This window comes from Candidatus Limnocylindrales bacterium, from assembly GCA_035571835.1.
Taxonomy (GTDB): domain Bacteria; phylum Desulfobacterota; class Binatia; order UBA1149; family CAITLU01; genus DATNBU01.
The window spans coordinates 175,569-191,221 of the sequence record DATNBU010000045.1 but is presented as its reverse complement, the minus strand read 5'-3'; the positions used below and the strand labels follow the sequence as shown (position 1 = coordinate 191,221).

The 15,653-nt window shown below is 65.3% G+C and carries 15 protein-coding genes; 6 read left to right on the top strand and 9 right to left on the bottom strand.

Features of this window, described 5'->3' with window-relative positions:
- Positions 1–371 precede the first annotated feature (371 nt).
- Positions 372–986, top strand: coding sequence for a TetR/AcrR family transcriptional regulator (locus VN634_22070; GenBank protein ID HXC53590.1), 615 nt, complete (start codon positions 372–374; stop codon positions 984–986).
- A gap of 21 nt (positions 987–1,007) precedes the next feature.
- Here VN634_22070 and VN634_22065 read toward each other — a convergent pair whose 3' ends face one another.
- Together VN634_22065 and VN634_22060 are read right to left on the bottom strand one after the other, a co-directional pair.
- Positions 1,008–2,489 (bottom strand): aldehyde dehydrogenase family protein, encoded by a 1,482-nt coding sequence (locus tag VN634_22065; GenBank protein ID HXC53589.1) that lies wholly within the window; start codon positions 2,487–2,489, stop codon positions 1,008–1,010.
- A gap of 173 nt (positions 2,490–2,662) precedes the next feature.
- A complete protein-coding gene (locus VN634_22060; protein HXC53588.1) occupies positions 2,663–3,277 on the bottom strand; it encodes a glutathione S-transferase in 615 nt (204 codons plus the stop codon).
- A 144-nt stretch (positions 3,278–3,421) separates the two neighbouring features.
- On the opposite strand from VN634_22060, the gene VN634_22055 reads away from it, so the two are divergent.
- The 4 genes from VN634_22055 to VN634_22040 are packed head-to-tail and all read left to right on the top strand — an operon-like array spanning position 3,422 to position 7,355.
- Entirely contained in the window at positions 3,422–4,333 is a 912-nt protein-coding gene (locus VN634_22055) for a haloalkane dehalogenase (protein ID HXC53587.1), read from the top strand.
- Positions 4,330–5,310 carry an SDR family NAD(P)-dependent oxidoreductase gene (locus tag VN634_22050; protein HXC53586.1) on the top strand — a complete coding sequence of 327 codons (981 nt, stop codon included), beginning with the start codon at positions 4,330–4,332 and terminating at the stop codon, positions 5,308–5,310. The genes VN634_22055 and VN634_22050 overlap by 4 nt, the downstream gene beginning before the upstream one ends.
- On the top strand, positions 5,307–6,233 hold the full coding sequence (locus tag VN634_22045; protein ID HXC53585.1) for a hypothetical protein: 927 nt from the start codon (positions 5,307–5,309) through the stop codon (positions 6,231–6,233). The genes VN634_22050 and VN634_22045 overlap by 4 nt, the downstream gene beginning before the upstream one ends.
- Positions 6,234–7,355 (top strand): heparan-alpha-glucosaminide N-acetyltransferase domain-containing protein, encoded by a 1,122-nt coding sequence (locus tag VN634_22040; GenBank protein ID HXC53584.1) that lies wholly within the window; start codon positions 6,234–6,236, stop codon positions 7,353–7,355.
- A 66-nt stretch (positions 7,356–7,421) separates the two neighbouring features.
- On the opposite strand, the gene VN634_22035 is transcribed toward VN634_22040, so the two are convergent.
- Entirely contained in the window at positions 7,422–9,965 is a 2,544-nt protein-coding gene (locus tag VN634_22035) for a hypothetical protein (protein HXC53583.1), read from the bottom strand.
- Between the two features lie 293 nt (positions 9,966–10,258).
- On the opposite strand from VN634_22035, the gene VN634_22030 reads away from it, so the two are divergent.
- Entirely contained in the window at positions 10,259–10,396 is a 138-nt protein-coding gene (locus tag VN634_22030; GenBank protein HXC53582.1) for a hypothetical protein, read from the top strand.
- 298 nt (positions 10,397–10,694) lie between these two features.
- Here the strand turns inward: VN634_22030 and VN634_22025 are convergent, their stop codons facing one another.
- From VN634_22025 to sufD, 6 genes are all read right to left on the bottom strand, one after another.
- The gene (locus tag VN634_22025; GenBank protein HXC53581.1) at positions 10,695–10,856 is read right to left on the bottom strand and encodes a hypothetical protein; all 162 of its coding nucleotides are present in this window, start codon (positions 10,854–10,856) and stop codon (positions 10,695–10,697) included.
- A 719-nt stretch (positions 10,857–11,575) separates the two neighbouring features.
- Positions 11,576–12,115: a TerB family tellurite resistance protein gene (locus tag VN634_22020; GenBank protein HXC53580.1), complete on the bottom strand. Its 540-nt coding sequence runs from the start codon at positions 12,113–12,115 to the stop codon at positions 11,576–11,578.
- A 33-nt stretch (positions 12,116–12,148) separates the two neighbouring features.
- On the bottom strand, positions 12,149–12,577 hold the full coding sequence (locus VN634_22015) for an SUF system Fe-S cluster assembly protein (protein HXC53579.1): 429 nt from the start codon (positions 12,575–12,577) through the stop codon (positions 12,149–12,151).
- Positions 12,578–12,579: 2 nt separating this feature from the next.
- Positions 12,580–13,041, bottom strand: coding sequence for an SUF system NifU family Fe-S cluster assembly protein (locus tag VN634_22010; protein ID HXC53578.1), 462 nt, complete (start codon positions 13,039–13,041; stop codon positions 12,580–12,582).
- A complete protein-coding gene (locus VN634_22005) occupies positions 13,041–14,294 on the bottom strand; it encodes a cysteine desulfurase (GenBank protein ID HXC53577.1) in 1,254 nt (417 codons plus the stop codon). Before VN634_22005 ends, VN634_22010 begins: the two co-directional genes overlap by 1 nt.
- Positions 14,291–15,640, bottom strand: coding sequence for a Fe-S cluster assembly protein SufD (gene sufD, locus VN634_22000; GenBank protein ID HXC53576.1), 1,350 nt, complete (start codon positions 15,638–15,640; stop codon positions 14,291–14,293). The genes VN634_22005 and sufD overlap by 4 nt, the downstream gene beginning before the upstream one ends.
- Positions 15,641–15,653 lie beyond the last annotated feature (13 nt).

Genomic DNA, 15,653 nt, shown 5'->3' with positions numbered 1-15,653 from the left:
GAAGCTGAAGATCTTGATCAGCGACTCAACCGAGGGAGCGCCAGGTTCAGAGGATGGGAGGGCAAGGTCCATAAGATTGTCGGCGGGTTATATACGAACGCGAAGATCCGCAGAACCCGGCTATGTTCGGGATGACATTGAAAGCAGGGCACGAGCAACGGGGATTCGTCCCGGGGCCCGCCGGCCCAGGTCTCCATCCCGCGCAAACCCTCAGCGAGGTTCGCAGATCGAACCGGCAAGCGCGCCGGATTGGGAGGGCGACGTGGGCCGGGCAGCCATCGAGAGGCGTACCATCGTCCATTAACCGCATGATCCTAAAAAGAACGGTCGTGCTCTTTACCGATAGCGAACGGTCGGCCTATAAATGCGGGATGCCGAAGCGAAGTCAGCAGGCAACCCGCGACACTCGGACGGACATCCTGAAGCGCGCGCTCGATCTCGCATCGATCGACGGCTTGTCGGGAGTGACGATCGGCCGGCTGAGCGACTCGATTTCCATGAGCAAAAGCGGGCTGTTCGCCCATTTCGGCTCGAAGGAAGACCTTCAGATGGCGATTGTCGACGCCGCCGCCGAGGCGTTCGAGAAAGCCGTCGTCGGCGAGGAGCGAGCCCACGCCGGGGGACTTCCACGACTCGTCGAGGTCGCCGAAGCGTGGATACGCTATCTCGAAAAAGGACCGTTTCGCGGTGGGTGCTTCTTTGCCGCGGTTTCGCCGGAAATCGACGACCGGCCGGGGCGGGTCCGTGACCGCGTCGTCGAGCTTACCCGCGGCTGGCTCGCAATTCTCGAAGCCGAAGCGGAAGCGGCGCGCGAGGCCGGGGACCTCGGGCCGGACGCTGACCCGTCCCAGCTCGCGTTCGAGATCCACGCATTCGTGCAGGAGGCCAACTGGGCCTTCCAGCTTCACGGCGACGCCGAAGCGTTCCGCCGCGCACGCCGCGCCGTGCGCAGGACCCTCCACTCGGCAGGCGCGACGACCGACTGAGACCGAATCGGTGCCGCTCGTCTAGAGCGCGACCCACACCGCCTTGGTCTGCGTGTACAGGTCGAGCGCCTGCGATCCGAGCTCGCGGCCGATGCCGCTTTCCTTGTAACCGCCGAACGGTACGCCGGCGTCGAACATGTTGTACGTATTGACCCAGACCGTGCCGGCCTTGAGCGCGCGCGCGACGCGATGCGCTTTCGAAATGTCGCGCGTCCACACCGCCGCAGCGAGGCCGTAGTTGGTCGCATTGCCGGCCGCGACCACTTCGTCGAGATCGCGGAACGTCAGCGTCGATACTACCGGTCCGAAGATTTCCTCCTGCGCGATCTTCATGTCCGGCTTCACGCCGGAGAAGATCGTCGGCTGCAGGAAGTATCCCTTGTCTTTGGCACGCGCGCCGCCGGTGACGAGACGCGCGCCGCCCGATTTGCCGGATTCGATGTAGCCGAGGATTTTGGTGAACTGTTCTTCGCTGACCTGCGCGCCCATCTGTGTCGAAGGATCGAGCGGATCGCCGACACGGATCGCACGCGCATGCTCGGCCAGTTTCGCGACGAATTCGTCGTGCGCCTTCTCCTCGACGAAAAGTCGCGAGCCCGCGCAGCAGACTTCGCCCTGATTGAAGAAAATCCCCTGCATCGCGCCCTTGACGGCCTCGGCCAGGTCGGCATCGGCAAACACGATATTGGGCGACTTGCCGCCGAGCTCGAGCGATACGCTCTTGAGATTTCCCGCAGCAGCGCGCTGGATTACGCGACCGACTTCGGTCGAGCCGGTGAACGCGACCTTGTCCACGTCGCGGTGCTCGGCGATGGCCGCACCGGCGGTCGGTCCGAAGCCGGTGATGATGTTGACGACGCCGGCCGGCACGTCGGCTTCGAGCAGCAGCTCGGCAAGACGAAGCGCCGTAAGGGGCGTCTGCTCCGCGGGCTTGAGCACGCTGGTGTTGCCGCATGCAAGAGCCGGCGCAAGTTTCCACGAAGCCATCAGCAACGGAAAATTCCACGGGATGATCTGTCCGCAGACGCCGTGCGGCTCGCGCAGCGTGTACGTGAAAAACGAATCGCTGACCGGAATCGTCTGGCCGAAGACCTTGTCGGCCCAGCCGCCGTAGTACGCGAAGACTTCGGCAGCCTGCGGGATGTCGACGTTAGCCGTCTCGGCGATCGGCTTTCCGTTGTCGAGCGTCTCGAGCTGCGCGAGCTCGTCCTTGTTCTTCATGATGAGATCCGCGATGCGAAGCAGCATGCGGCCGCGCTCGCGCGCGCTCATCTTCGGCCACGGTCCGCTTTCGAACGCGCGCCGCGCCGCTGCGACCGCCTTGTCCACGTCCGCCTTGTCGCCTTCTGCGACGGTGGTCAGGACTTCCTCGGTCGAGGGATCAACGGTCTCGAATGTTTTTCCGCTCGCGGCATCGACGAATTTGTTGTCGATGAAGAGCTTGCCGGATTTCGAAGCGGACGCGGGCAGATCGGTGCGGAAGGCTGCGGCGGTTGCGGCCATGGCGAGGTCCTCCTGTTGCACTCAAGAAGTGGAAGCGCGCTGCGTGTTCACAGGGCGCCGACGCTACGTCCGAGTGGCGAGGCGGTCAAGGGAGCTCATTGCCGCAGCATCCGGGGGACGGATCGCCGCGCGCGCCCAGGCGGTCGCAGCCGCGGCGTCACGACTGCGGCGCATTACTCCGGCGGGAACTCGACGAACGCGGGAAGCTTTTCTGCTTCCGCGGAAAGCGCGGCCCACCCGGGATATTCGGCCGCAATGACGATCTCGGGAACCATCATCTGAAGGAAGCGCCACGTGACAACCGCGGTGATGCCCGGCTGCAGGCTCGGCGTTAGGACGGACAGGGCACGCGGGCTCGTCAGCTCCTGCTCGAGCGTCGAGCAAGCCGCAAGGAGCTGGCCGGTTACGCGTTCGATCCACGGCGCATGCTGCTTTTCCACCGGGCGAAGCTGGCGCTCGTAGACAATCGAAATGCTCTTCTCGCACGCGGCAAGCGCAAGGCCGAGCACGCGGTACGCCGCCACACGCTCGGCAGCCGCGGCGGGCATCAGCGTTCTTCCCGCCGGCGCGACGTCTTCGGCATGCGCGACGATCAGGTTGGAATCCATCAGCACGGTGCCGTCGTCGCAGACCAGCGTGGGCGCCTTGACCACGGGGTTGATGCCGCGGAACTCGTCGAAGTGGCGGAACACCGATACCGCGCGGTGTTCGAACAGAACTCCAAGCATGCGAAGCGAGATCGCCGAGCGACGAACATATGGAGAATCGAGCATTCCGATGAGCTGCATGCGGTTCCTCTCCGGCGACCGTTGCGGGCGCCGGCCGCCGAGATATCCGGACCGTGGCAATAGACAACAGCGCGGGTCGCACGGGCGTACCCGCACCGGGCGTCGTCGCTGGCTCCAAGCCGTCATCCATCCTACGCTCGCGCCATGAAAGTCCTTCGAACGCCTGACGAACGCTTCGCCAATCTCTCCGGCTATCCGTTCCGGCCGCACTATGCGGACGTCGCCGACGGCGAAGGCGGCACGCTGCGGATGCATTACGTGGACGAAGGTCCACGCGGCAGCGCGCCGGTTCTTCTGCTGCACGGCGAGCCGTCATGGAGCTACCTCTATCGCAAGATGATTCCCGTCCTCGTCTCTGCGGGACATCGGTGCGTTGCTCCGGACCTCGTCGGCTTCGGGCGCTCGGACAAGCCCGCCGAGCGCGAGAGCTATACGTACGCACGACACGTCGCATGGCTGCGTGAGCTCGTCTTCGACCGGCTCGACCTCACGCACATCACGCTCGTCTGCCAGGACTGGGGAGGGCTGCTCGGTCTTCGTCTGGTTGCCGAGCAGGAAGGCCGCTTCGACCGCGTCGTCGCGGCCAATACGTTTCTGCCGACCGGCGACCAGTCTCCCGGCGAAGCCTTTCTTGCGTGGCGGAAGTTCTCGCAGGAGGTTCCTGTGTTCCCGACCTCGCGGATCCTGCAGGGAGCAACGTCGACCGAGCTGAGCCCGGACGTGCTTGCCGCCTACGATGCCCCGTTTCCGGATGAATCCTACAAATCCGGAGCCCGCCAGTTTCCGACGCTCGTGCCCGCGTCGCCCGACAATCCGGCAAGCGAAGACAACCGCCGCGCGTGGAAGGTACTGGAGCGCTGGAACAAACCGTTTCTTACCGCGTTCAGCGACAACGACCCGGTGACTGCCGGAGGCGACGCCCGTTTCCAGAAAATGATCCCGGGCTGCAACGGCCAGCCCCACACGACCATCACGGGCGGCGGGCATTTCCTGCAGGAAGACAAGGGCGAGGAGCTCGCCGGCGTCGTCGCGAAATTCATCGAGGCAACTTCATGAGTGAACAGACGGTCCTCGTCACCGGCGGCAATTCGGGAATCGGCTACGAATGCGCGCGAGCGCTCGCGAAGGCAGGGCGGCACGTGATCATCGCGAGCCGCAACCGCCGGCTGTCCGACGAGGCCGTTCGCAGGATCGCTGCCGAAAGCGGCGCAGATCGCATCGAGGCGATGGATCTGGACCTTGCATCACCGGAGTCGATCCGGAGCGCAGTGACTGCGCTGCGCGCACGCAATCTTGCTCTGCAGTCGCTGGTCTGCAACGCCGGCCTGCAGTTCACAAAGGGCCCGGTGCTTTCCGATCGCGGTTACGAGCTGACGTTCGCGGTCAATCATCTCGGGCATTTCCTGCTGACCAACCTGCTGCTCGAAACGCTGGCCGCGAATGCACCGGCGCGCATCGTCATCGTCTCGTCGGGTGTCCACGACCCGAAGCGTGTCACCGGAATGCCCAAAGCGAAGATCGGCGATCTCGAAACGCTTGCGGCCACGGGCAATGCGTCGCGCGACAAGTACAACGGCGGTCTGGCCTACGTGAACAGCAAGCTCTGCAACCTGTGGTTCGCCTATGAGCTCGCGCGACGGATGGAAGCGATCGGACTCGGCGGCGCGAGCCGGCCGATTGCGATCAACGCGTTCGACCCCGGCCTGGTGCCGGGATCCGGTCTCGCGCGCGAGTATCCGGGATGGATGCGCTACGTGTGGGAATCGGTGATGCCGGCGATGGCGTCCGGGCTGACCCGCTTCGTGCCCGGCATCAGCACGGCGGAGAAATCGGGAAGCGCGCTCGCCGACCTCGTGCTCGACCCGCGGCGGGGCGCCAGCGGCGCGCGCTACTATCCGTCGCATACACGCTGGTGCGAGACTCCGTCGTCGGATCAGTCGTACGACGCGGGACGCGCGAAGGAGCTCTGGGAAGCGAGCATCGCAATGACCGGGCTCGCCGCCGGCGATTCCCCGCTTCTGCACGCCATATGATGCGCAGGCTCGTCCTGCTTGTCGCGCTTCTCGTTCCCGCAGCGGCCAGCGCCAAGGTCCTGAACGTCGAGTTCGAGTTCACGCCGTTTACCGGGGACAAGGTGAAGTCGGACCGCGTCGAGACCGTGCCGGGCAACGCCCGCGTGTACATCAACAACATCCCCGTCAGCGAGAACTCGATCGACAAGCACGAAGTGATGGTGCTGTTCGAGGACCGGGAAGTCGCACCGGCCGTCTGGGTTCCGGTCGGCTCGCTCGGCCCTGTCGTACGCCGTGGCAAAAACACCATCCGCGTCGAATTCGAGCCGGCGGACGCCAGGGCGCCGTACCGCGCCGAGCTGCGCTGGGCGATCGTAAACGACCAGACGACGACGACCGGCGACGCCGGCAGCGGCACGTCCACCAACCAGAGCGGCGAAGGCGTCGACGCGAAACAGGCGAAAGGCAAAGTCGTGTTCGAGCACGAGTTCACGGCCGATTTCGCCACCGACCGGCCGTGGCATCACTACGCTGCCGTCGCCGCGCTCGGCGATGCCGACAGGAAGGCGCTCACCGAGCTTGCCTCGCAGCGGACGGAGTTGTTCAAGCCCGACTTCGCAAAGTTCTACGCGTTGCTGAAACAGAATCCGCAGCTCGACATTGCATCGATGCGCAAAGCCGGCTGCGCCGAGAAGGCCTACGCCGCAGGCGTAAGGATGGAAGTCGCGCCGGCAGAAAAGATCGAGATGGTCACGACCGGCGGACCCGCGGTCGTGGTGCAGAGCTCCGCCGGAAAACTCTACGCTCCGCCCAAACCCGCGGCGTTCGACAAGATCAAAGGCGACGACGCGCAGATGTGCGCGAGCGTCGCGCTCTTCACGGCTTATCCGCCGCGTCTGGTCGTGGTGCACTCGCCGTCGGGAGCGTGGGAAGTGGTGCAGTAGTTGCCCGACATCTCCGATCGGCCGCCGCCGGCCATCCGCACCGATCGATTGCTTCCCATAGACTGGGCCCGCGGCCTGGCGATGATCCTGATGGCCGTCGACCATGCGTCGGCGATGCTGAATCACGGCCGTGTCGTGCCAGGCAGCCGCAATCTGAACGGCGGCGCGACGTCGTTCCCGGTCGATCAGTTCTTCCTTCGCTGGTCGACCCACATCTGTCCGGTGGCGTTCGTGTCTCTGGCCGGCGTATCGATGTTCCTTTCGATCCGCCGGAAAACGGAGCGCGGCGAGAGCGCAGCCGCCATTGACCGCTTCCTCGTCTCGCGCGGACTCTTCATCGTGTTGATCGACTTCGTGTGGCTCAACGCGTCCGATCTCTGGAAATCATTCGGGCTCGATGTGCTGACCGCAATCGGTGCGGGCATTGCATCGATGGCGCTGCTCCGCCGCCTGCCGCGTGCCGTTCTCGCGATCGTCGGGCTCGGTCTGGTGCTGACGCCCGAGCTCGGAGGGCTCGACGTGCCGAAGGGCCTGGCCGCAGCGCTATACAATGGCGGCCGCGCGTCGCCGCATGTGTTCCTCGATTATCCCGTGCTGCCGTGGATCGGCGTGATGGCGCTCGGCTGGTGCTGGGCCGGATACGCGCTCGGCGAGGCAGCGACCACCGAGCGTATCGGTCGCGCTGCGGCGAGAACGCTCGTTCCGCTCGTGGTGGTCGCGTTCGTGCTGCGCGGGCTCAATGGTTTCGGCAACGCGCTCGCGCCGCGCCTCGACGGCAGCCTCCAGCAGTGGCTCGATCTTTCGAAGAATCCGCCGAGCCTCGCGTTTCTGGCATTCGAGCTCGGCGTGCTCGGAATGCTGCTCGTCGGCTTTGCCGCCGCCGCAGCGCGCGGCGCCATGCTGCGGCCTCTTGCCATCTTCGGACAGACGGCACTGTTCTTCTACGCGCTGCACTTCTACGTGATGGGAATTGCCGTCGAGCTTACGGGGCTCGGCCATGCGTTCGGCATCCCTGGTGCACTCGCCAGTGCAGCGCTGCTCGTCGCCGCGATGTATCCGCTGTGCCGCTGGTACGCCGGCTACAAGGCGCGGCATGACAATCTGGTTACACGCTACGTCTGAGCCGGATATTCGACGCACTCTCGACTGCGGTATCCGGCAGCGGTCTCAGTCGTCGCGCTGTGAACATCAGTCGTCGTCGGGACTCGCGATGACGGGCGCGTTGGCGTTGCACCGCAACGACAGCGACGCGTTGCCCGACGTCAGGTAGATCCGGTACGAACCGCCCTCGAGCTCACGATTGATCGCAATGGGGATGCTGCTGGCCTGGAACTGCACGAAGAACGTCTCGATGAGCGTCGAGTCCCGGTAGAGAAGCGCCTCGAACAGCCCTTCGTTGCTCGATGCGGTGCCGCTTCCGGAGCAGGTCAGCAGCACGGGATCGCCGACGGCCGAGAACTCGACGTCGAGAACCGAGCCTCCGGTGCCCGATAGCACTGCGTCGAACCACGCCGTTCCGTCGGGCCTGGCGTCCACGGTGGAGTTCTGCGTTGCCGTCACTTCGCAGCTCGATGCCGTATGGTTCCAGTTGCCCAGAATCGCGGGGTGCCGTGAAGCGAGCGGATCGGGCGGAAGATACTGCACGTCCGACTCAGGGCAGTTGCCCGACGCATGGACGATCGCGAACCGGCTGTAAATCTCCAGGTGCCCGGTCGTCGTGACGATGGCGACCGTCGCGGAAGCTGTCTTTGCCGGATCCTCCACGCTGATCGCGGTGACGGTGTATGTCCCGGGCGTCTGTCCCGCGGTGTACAGCCCCGCGCCGTTGATCGTTCCTCCCGTAGCCGACCATGTGACGCGGGGATCGGTGACATCGAAGACGGTCGCGGCAAACTGCCACTTCTGGCCGGGTCCGAGCTTGACGGAGGCGGGACGGACGAACACGTCGGCCAGACACTGGTCTTCGCCGGCGGCAGCCATGCCGGGCGCGTCGTTCGGCGCTGTGCCGCAGACGACGACCGTCGCCTTGCCCTTCGTGCCCGGGTAGAGCACGTCGGTCGCCGTCACGGTGTACTCGCCCTCGCCGGTCGGCGCCGTGTAGTGACCGGTCATTCCGCTGTCATTGATCGTCCCGCCGGTCACGCTCCAGTGGATGTGCGGCGAGTCCTCGTAGTTGACGGTGGCTTCGAAGTCGGTCGTCGCTCCGGGTGCCAGCTTGATCGCCGCCGGCGTCACCTTGATCTGTGCACACTCGTCACCGGCCTCGGTGTACTCGACGACCAGCAGGTCGAACGGGAAGGCGATCGCGGCTCCGCGCTGGAGAATTTCCAGACCGTCCTCGTAGTCATTCGTGCAGGTGTGTTTCCCGTCTTCGAGCACAGTTTCCATCGTCGTCACGAACGCATCGAAAGCGGTGTCCGCCGGCACCGGCGCGACGTCGCGCGCCGAGATCGACAGATAGATCAGCCATTCGGCGTTGCTGACGGTGCCGTCGCCGTCGACGTCGGCCACGGTCTTCTGTTGAGGAAAGCCGTCGAGCTCGTCGCCATCGGAGGAAGCGGCCAGGGCTTCGTCGAGCGAGTCGCCGACCGGAAACAGCACGAACGCGTTGACGGCGCGGGTCACCAGCAGAGCGTAAATGCTCTCGATGCACTGGCCGGCATCGGGCATATCGACGATGGAGCCTCCGTACCGGTCGGCGAGCTGGACACGGACGTTCTCGATGCGCAGCAGCTCGAAGACGAGGCCCAGCGTCGGCGCTGGCGGAGTCGCCGGCGGCGCCGGACAGCGCTCGGCGAGGAGATCGCGCACGCTTTCGAGCACGCGGTTGGCGGCCTGGACGCAGATCGGCTGCACCTGCCCCTCGCACATCCGCTCGCCGAAGATGTCGAGCCACTCGAAGATCAGGCCCGCCAGCTCTTCGGTTTCGCCGATGGTCAGATCCTTGCCCTTCAGGTGGTCGAGCTCGGCCGCGATCAGATTGGCCATGTTCTCCGCGCGCGAGCCCGACCCACCGCGATCCGAGAAGTGCACGACGGGAATTTCGAGCGTCGATCCGACGACGACCGGCGTATCGATCGTGAATCCGCCGCCGCCGGCCTCATAGCCGAATGCCAGAGGATGTCGCGGCGGTTTGTCCGGAAACGTGATGCGCAGCGTTGCCGGCACGGCAAACTCGAGGCCGTCGGGCTCGAGATCGACGGCGGCGGCGGGGCCGGCGAGAGGAAGACCATCGATGGACGCTGCCGGCGTCATCGTGATCGCGGTATCCGAAGTCAGGGCACCGGCCGGAATCTCGAGCTCGAACTGGACGTCGCTGCTGTCGGTCGCGACGATCGTTCCTCCGTCCGGCCCGACGACCGCGCCGGCGGCCGCGTCGTCGTCCGGCGTCACGACGACCGAGCCGTCGAACGGCGGTACGATCAGAAGCTGTCCGTGGAACGTGTCGTTTCCGCTCGTCGCGACGACCGGAACGGTGCCGGGCCCGTGCTCGGGCACGAGGATCCGCACGCGATGGTGATGCCGCGAGAGCACGGCGACGGGCTCACCGCCGACGGTGACGGAGGCAGTCGAGGCGTCGAGCAGCTTGTTCCTGACGACGATTCCGGTGCCCGCGACGGCACCGGAAGAAAAGACTTTGAGCGAACCGTCGACCGCTCCCGCCGCCGACGCGACGAGAACGAGCGCCGCGGTGACCCACCGGGCAAGGCGTCGGGCTTTGCTGGCTCGCACGTCGCGGCGCTCCATACTGCGCACGATTGCATATCGGGCGCGGAATTGGCCAGAGCTGTGAGTGTTTCGCCCTCGACCGGGACCCGCAACCACGTGCGTCTCCATCCCGGACACACAGATACCGGACTTCCGGCCGACCAATGGAGAGGTCATGAGGAAGTCGAAATTCACCGACGAGCATCAAGGCAGCAGTTCGAAGTAGCAGACGAACTCGCCGAGGACTGTCGCTTCGCGAAGGATAGGAGAGCGCATCGGCGGCCGTGATTCCTCCGCGGTGGTCGACGTCGCACATTTTGAGATCGCAGAAGCCGAGCCCGACGGTTGGTGCCACGCCGTGCTGCGGCGACGGCGTGATCGACCAGGGCGAGGAATGCGACGACACGCGTGCGACGATGGAGATCCGTGCCGACTGGCCTGCGGTGCTCGCTTAAGATCCTTTTCCTTTGGACGCCCGAAACGCCGCCGATCTCGCACACGATCACGCCGAATGCCTTGCCGCAGTCGCCGTCGCATGATGGTATCGAGCCGAAGTCGCGATGGTCTATACGGCGTGGAAAAAAGGGGTTCTCACATGAAGAAAAGCTTTGTCATTTCGATCCTCGTGCTGGGTATGTTCGCGACTGCCGGCGTCGCCAGCGCTGGCGGCAAGCCTGACGGCGCCAGTTGTCACGTAAGCAAGAGTTGCAAGAGCAAACTCTGCGTCACCATCCCTCCGACCGACAAGTTCGGTCATTGCTGCTCGCCGCAGGACTGCGCGGCGCTCTCGGCGCAGTGCGGCTCGATCGACAACGGCTGCGGCATCCCGCAGGAATGCGGCACCTGCGACCCCGGCAGCAGCTGCGTCGCCAACCAGTGCGTGGCCGTTACCACGACGACAACCTCGTCGACCACGACGACCTCGTCGACCACATCGACGGCCGGTCCGGTCCCGTGCGACAGCTGCCCGCTCCCCGACGGCCCGCCGTTGTGCAATGCCCAGCAGGATTGTCATTCGCAACACGCCGTCGAACAGACCGGTTGCGAGACGACGTGTTTCCACAATGATATCTGCGGCGACCTGACTTCGTGCACCGCCAGCAGCGAGTGCGCCCCAGGTCAGCAGTGTGTGACCTTCACTTGCTGCGGCGCAGGTGGAGTGTGCCTCACTCCCTGCGATCCGGCGACGACTACAACCACAACCACGAGCACGACCACGACCCTGCCAGGCCCATGTGATACGCAAACGCAGTGCAACAGTTTCATTTCCTGCGGTGGCGACTGCGCCAGCTTCCCGACCGCGGATCTCTCCAGTTGCTTCTGCTCCGCGGGAACATTCCTCTGCGATGACTTCCCGGACTGCGGCGCGGGAGATTCCTGCGATGCCGGATCGACATGCGTCGCGAGTTGCTGCGCCACGGCGAAATGCGTCCCGGGATGCGGAGCGCCTGCACCGGTATCAGCCGCGACCGTCGAGGGAGCACGGGGACAGGGACAGTCCTCTATCCGGCAATAGCGCGTAGTTTCTGCGGCTCATTGCAACGAGCAAGGCGCTTTCGAGCGCCTTGCTTGTTGCACGGCTCTGACGGCATCGCCGACTTCTACGCGCACCAGCCACCCGGGGACCGAAGCACTCAAGCTTCCGTAACGGGTATTTTCTTGAGAACTTCGAGATACTTCCGATAACGCCCGCGCGCCTCGACCACTTCCTCGCGCGGAAGCTGTAGCTCCGCGCAGATGCGGACGATCTCGTTGTCTTCGGCGGTCGAGATCGATTCGTCGGCCGCCGAGACGGCAAACAGGCAGTCGATCAGCGCGATCTTCTGCTCGCGAGTCGCGAGCTTGTTGAACTCGCGCGTAACGAGGAAGTTTTCGGTGCTGCCGAACAGCAGCTCCTGGGTCTTCGCGATCTGCAGCACGACGATGGCCTGGTCTTCGGTGAGGCCGGCCTTCTCGATCACGATGCGCTCCATCGCAGCGGCTTCTTCGTCGCTGATGTGAAGATCGGTGCGCGCCACCCGGCACAGGATGTACGCGAACGACGCGACGAAGCGTGCCCGCTCGGACGGCATGGCATCGAGGCTCGCGACGATCTTGCGAACCGTCTGTGTCTCCGCGGACGAAACTTTTTCCGACTCGGTGGAAGAAAGGCCGAGGAAGCGCAGGATGGACATGAGTGGTTCGAACCCTCGAGCGGGAGACTCCGCTCAGTACATGTTGAGCTGAAGCCGGGCCGACTCGGTCATCATCGCCGGGCCCCACGTCGGCTCCCAGACCAGATCGACCGTCACGTCGGTCACGCCGTCGATCATGCGGACGGTCTTCTCGACCTGGCCGGGCATCGAGCCGGCAACCGGACAGGCCGGAGTGGTCAGCGTCATCGTGATCGCGACCTTGCCTTCCGGCGTGATATCGATGCTGTAGATGAGGCCGAGCTCGTAGATGTCGACCGGGATCTCCGGATCGTAGACGGTGTGCAGCGCATCGATGATGAGCTGCTCGAGCTTGTGGACGTCGACGCTGCCCGCGGGAGCTGCGGCTTGCGCGGTAGCCGCTGGTGTCTCGCCGGCCGCGCCGGCGGATGCCTCGCCTTGCGGCGTAACCGGAACGTTCTTGTCTTCTGCCGGATTGTCCATGCCTATTCCGTCCGGGCGACTTCGGCCGCCTTGCCGTCCAGCGCATTGTTCAGCGTGTGCCACGCGAGCGTCGCGCACTTGACCCGCATCGGGTACTGGCGCACGCCTTCGAACACCGCGAGCTTGCCGAGCTCGACGTCGCTCTCACGGCTCGCATCTTCGTCGCGCCCGGTCACGAGCGCGGTCAGCTTACGAAACAGCGACTTCACGTCGCCGATCTTCCTGCCTTTGACGGCTTCGGTCAGAAGCGAAGCCGAGGCCTGCGAGATTGCGCAGCCCTGCCCCTCGAAGCTGATTCCTTCGACGACGTCGTCGCGGACGCGCGCGTGAACGGTGATCTTGTCGCCGCACAGCGGGTTGTGTCCGATCGCGTCGTGCGTCGCCTCCGGCAGCGGGCCGAAATTACGCGGCCGCCGGCCGTGGTCCAGGATCAGCTCCTGGTAGAGGTCGCGAAGATCCGACATCAGGCGAACATCTCCTGCACCTTGGCGAGGCCTTCGACGAGCCGGTCGACGTCGTCGGCCGTATTGTAGGCGGCAAACGAAGCGCGCGCGGTTCCGGCGATGCCGAAATGATCCATGACCGGCTGCGCGCAGTGATGGCCGGTGCGGATCGCAATGCCTTCGCTGTCGAGAATGGTTCCGATGTCGTGCGGATGGACGCCTTCGAGCACGAACGAATGGACGGCCGACTTCTCGCGGGCGGTGCCGACGATGCGAAGCCCCGGCACCGACAGGAGCGCCGTTTCGGCGTACGCGAGCAGCGCATGCTCCGCGTCCGCCAGCACTTCGCGACCGAGGGATTCGATCCATTCGACGGCAGCAGCAAGGCCGACGGCACCGCCGACGTCCGGCGTGCCGGCTTCGAACTTGTGAGGCGCGACGTTGTACGTCGTCTTTTCGAACGTGACGGTGAGAATCATCTCTCCGCCGCCCTGCCACGGCGACATCGCGTCGAGCAGCTCGCGCCTTCCCCACAGCCCGCCGATGCCCATGGGCGCATACATCTTGTGGCCGGAAAACGCGTAGAAATCGCAGCCGAGCGCCGCGACGTCGACCGGCCGATGCCCGGCCGCCTGCGCGCCATCGACGACGATCGTTGCGCCCGCGGCGTGCGCGATGCGCGCCATCTCGGCGATCGGATTGACCGTGCCGAGCGCGTTCGAAACGTGCGAGGCCGCGACGATCTTCGTCCGCGCTCCGACCGTCTCGGCATAGGCCTTCATGTCGAGCTCGCCGTTCTCGAGGATCGGCACCACACGCAGCTGCGCGCCCGTCCGTGCGCAGATCATCTGCCACGGCACGATGTTGGAATGGTGCTCCATCTCGGTGAGCACCACTTGGTCGCCTTCGCCGAGCACGTCGCCGCCGTAGCTCATTGCGACCAGGTTGAGCGCTTCGGTCGCGCCGCGCACGAAGATGATCTCCGATGAATCCGCTGCGCCGACGAATTGCGCGATCTTCGAGCGCGCGCCTTCGTAGCAGACCGTCGCACGCTCGCTCAGCGTGTGCACTCCGCGGTGCACATTGGCGTTGTCGTGCTCGTAGTAATGCGCGACCGCGTCCAGCACGGCGCGCGGCTTCTGCGTGCTCGCAGCGTTGTCCAGATACACGAGCGGGTGTCCGCTGATCTTTTCCGAGAGGATCGGGAACTGGCGTCGAATGTTCGCGACGTCGAGGCCGCCCGGTCCCGCGCTTGCCCGTGCTGCGACGGTCATGACGCGCCTCCGCGGCCGAGCTCTCCCATCCGGATTCCGACCTTTTCGACGAGCGCAGCGCGCAGCGATTCGGGAACCACTCCGGCGACGACCTCGGCTGCGAAACCGGAGACCAGCACGCGTCGCGCTTCGAGGGGATCGATGCCGCGCGAAAGCAGGTAGAACATCGAGTCTTCGCTCAGGCGGCCGATCGTCGCTCCGTGATTGCACGCGACGTCGTCAGCGTAGATCTCGAGCTGCGGGCGGGTTTCGGAGACCGCGCCGGCACCGAGCAGCAGGCTCGGGTTGTTCTGCACGGCCTTGATCTTCTGCGAGTCCTTGCGCACGACGACGCGGCCGGTGAACACGCCACGCGAGCGATCGTCGAGCACGCCTTTGTAGAGCTGGCGGCTCCTGGTGCGCGGCCTTGCATGATCGACCATCAGGTGATGATCGACGTGCCGCGATCCGTCCATCGCATAGAGACCCGACAGTGTGCACTCGGCTTCTTCGCCCGCGAGCTTCACGGCGATCTCGGTCCGCGACAGCGCCGCTCCGAAGCCGAACGCGTGCGAGACGAACGTGCTGCCCGCCGCCTGCTCCACCTGGATCCGCGCCACGTGATACGCGGTGTGCGACTCATCCTGGACCCGGACATGACCGAACGCCGCGCCGTGTCCGATCGTGATCTCGGTTGCGAGGTTCGTGAGGTAGCGCGCGCCGGCCTCTCCGATCGAATGCTCGACGACGACCGACGAGCTTCCGTCGCCGGCGATGACGAGACCGCGCGGGTGCGTGATGAATGGCCGCTCGCGGCGCGTCGACAGATGGACGATATGGATCGGCTGCTCGAGAATCGCCCCTTCGGCGATCTCGATGACCGGACCGTCGTCGAGAAAGGCGGTGTTCAGCGCGGCAAAACCGTGCGTCTGCGCCGGAAGATATTTTCCGAGCCAGCGCTCGAGCGGTGCGGCATCGGACTCGAGTCGCGCACGAAGGCTCGTCACGCGCAGCCCGTTTGCCGCATCGGCGCGCGACAGCGATGGCTGAAAGCATCCGTCGGCGAACACCAGCAGCGGAGACGCCGGATCGAGCCCGGTGACAAGCGCGAGCAATCGGGCCGCGGCGCTCTGGTCGAGAACAGCTTCAGATGGCAGCACGGGCTCGAGGCGGTCACGCAGCGCCGGCAGCACGCTCGTGTATTTCCAGTCCTCGTCGTGGATCGACGGAAAGCCGGTCCCGGCAAGCTCGGCGATCGCGTCGCGACGCAGCGCCGACAGCCATCCGGCCTGTGCACCGGGCAGACGTTCGCGCACGCGCTCGAAGTCGCTCGCGAACGTCGCTGTCGTGCTTCCGCCCGTTGCCATCGCGAATTCCGGC

What these genes read in the sequence shown, in the direction of transcription:
- VN634_22070 (HXC53590.1), top strand. Translation starts at nt 372, where the DNA reads ATGCCGAAGCGAAGTCAGCAGGCAACCCGCGACACTCGGACGGACATC.
- VN634_22065 (HXC53589.1), bottom strand. Translation starts at nt 2,489, where the DNA reads ATGGCCGCAACCGCCGCAGCCTTCCGCACCGATCTGCCCGCGTCCGCT.
- VN634_22060 (HXC53588.1), bottom strand. Translation starts at nt 3,277, where the DNA reads ATGCAGCTCATCGGAATGCTCGATTCTCCATATGTTCGTCGCTCGGCG.
- VN634_22055 (HXC53587.1), top strand. Translation starts at nt 3,422, where the DNA reads ATGAAAGTCCTTCGAACGCCTGACGAACGCTTCGCCAATCTCTCCGGC.
- VN634_22050 (HXC53586.1), top strand. Translation starts at nt 4,330, where the DNA reads ATGAGTGAACAGACGGTCCTCGTCACCGGCGGCAATTCGGGAATCGGC.
- VN634_22045 (HXC53585.1), top strand. Translation starts at nt 5,307, where the DNA reads ATGATGCGCAGGCTCGTCCTGCTTGTCGCGCTTCTCGTTCCCGCAGCG.
- VN634_22020 (HXC53580.1), bottom strand. Translation starts at nt 12,115, where the DNA reads ATGTCCATCCTGCGCTTCCTCGGCCTTTCTTCCACCGAGTCGGAAAAA.
- VN634_22015 (HXC53579.1), bottom strand. Translation starts at nt 12,577, where the DNA reads ATGGACAATCCGGCAGAAGACAAGAACGTTCCGGTTACGCCGCAAGGC.
- VN634_22010 (HXC53578.1), bottom strand. Translation starts at nt 13,041, where the DNA reads ATGTCGGATCTTCGCGACCTCTACCAGGAGCTGATCCTGGACCACGGC.
- VN634_22005 (HXC53577.1), bottom strand. Translation starts at nt 14,294, where the DNA reads ATGACCGTCGCAGCACGGGCAAGCGCGGGACCGGGCGGCCTCGACGTC.
- sufD (HXC53576.1), bottom strand. Translation starts at nt 15,640, where the DNA reads ATGGCAACGGGCGGAAGCACGACAGCGACGTTCGCGAGCGACTTCGAG.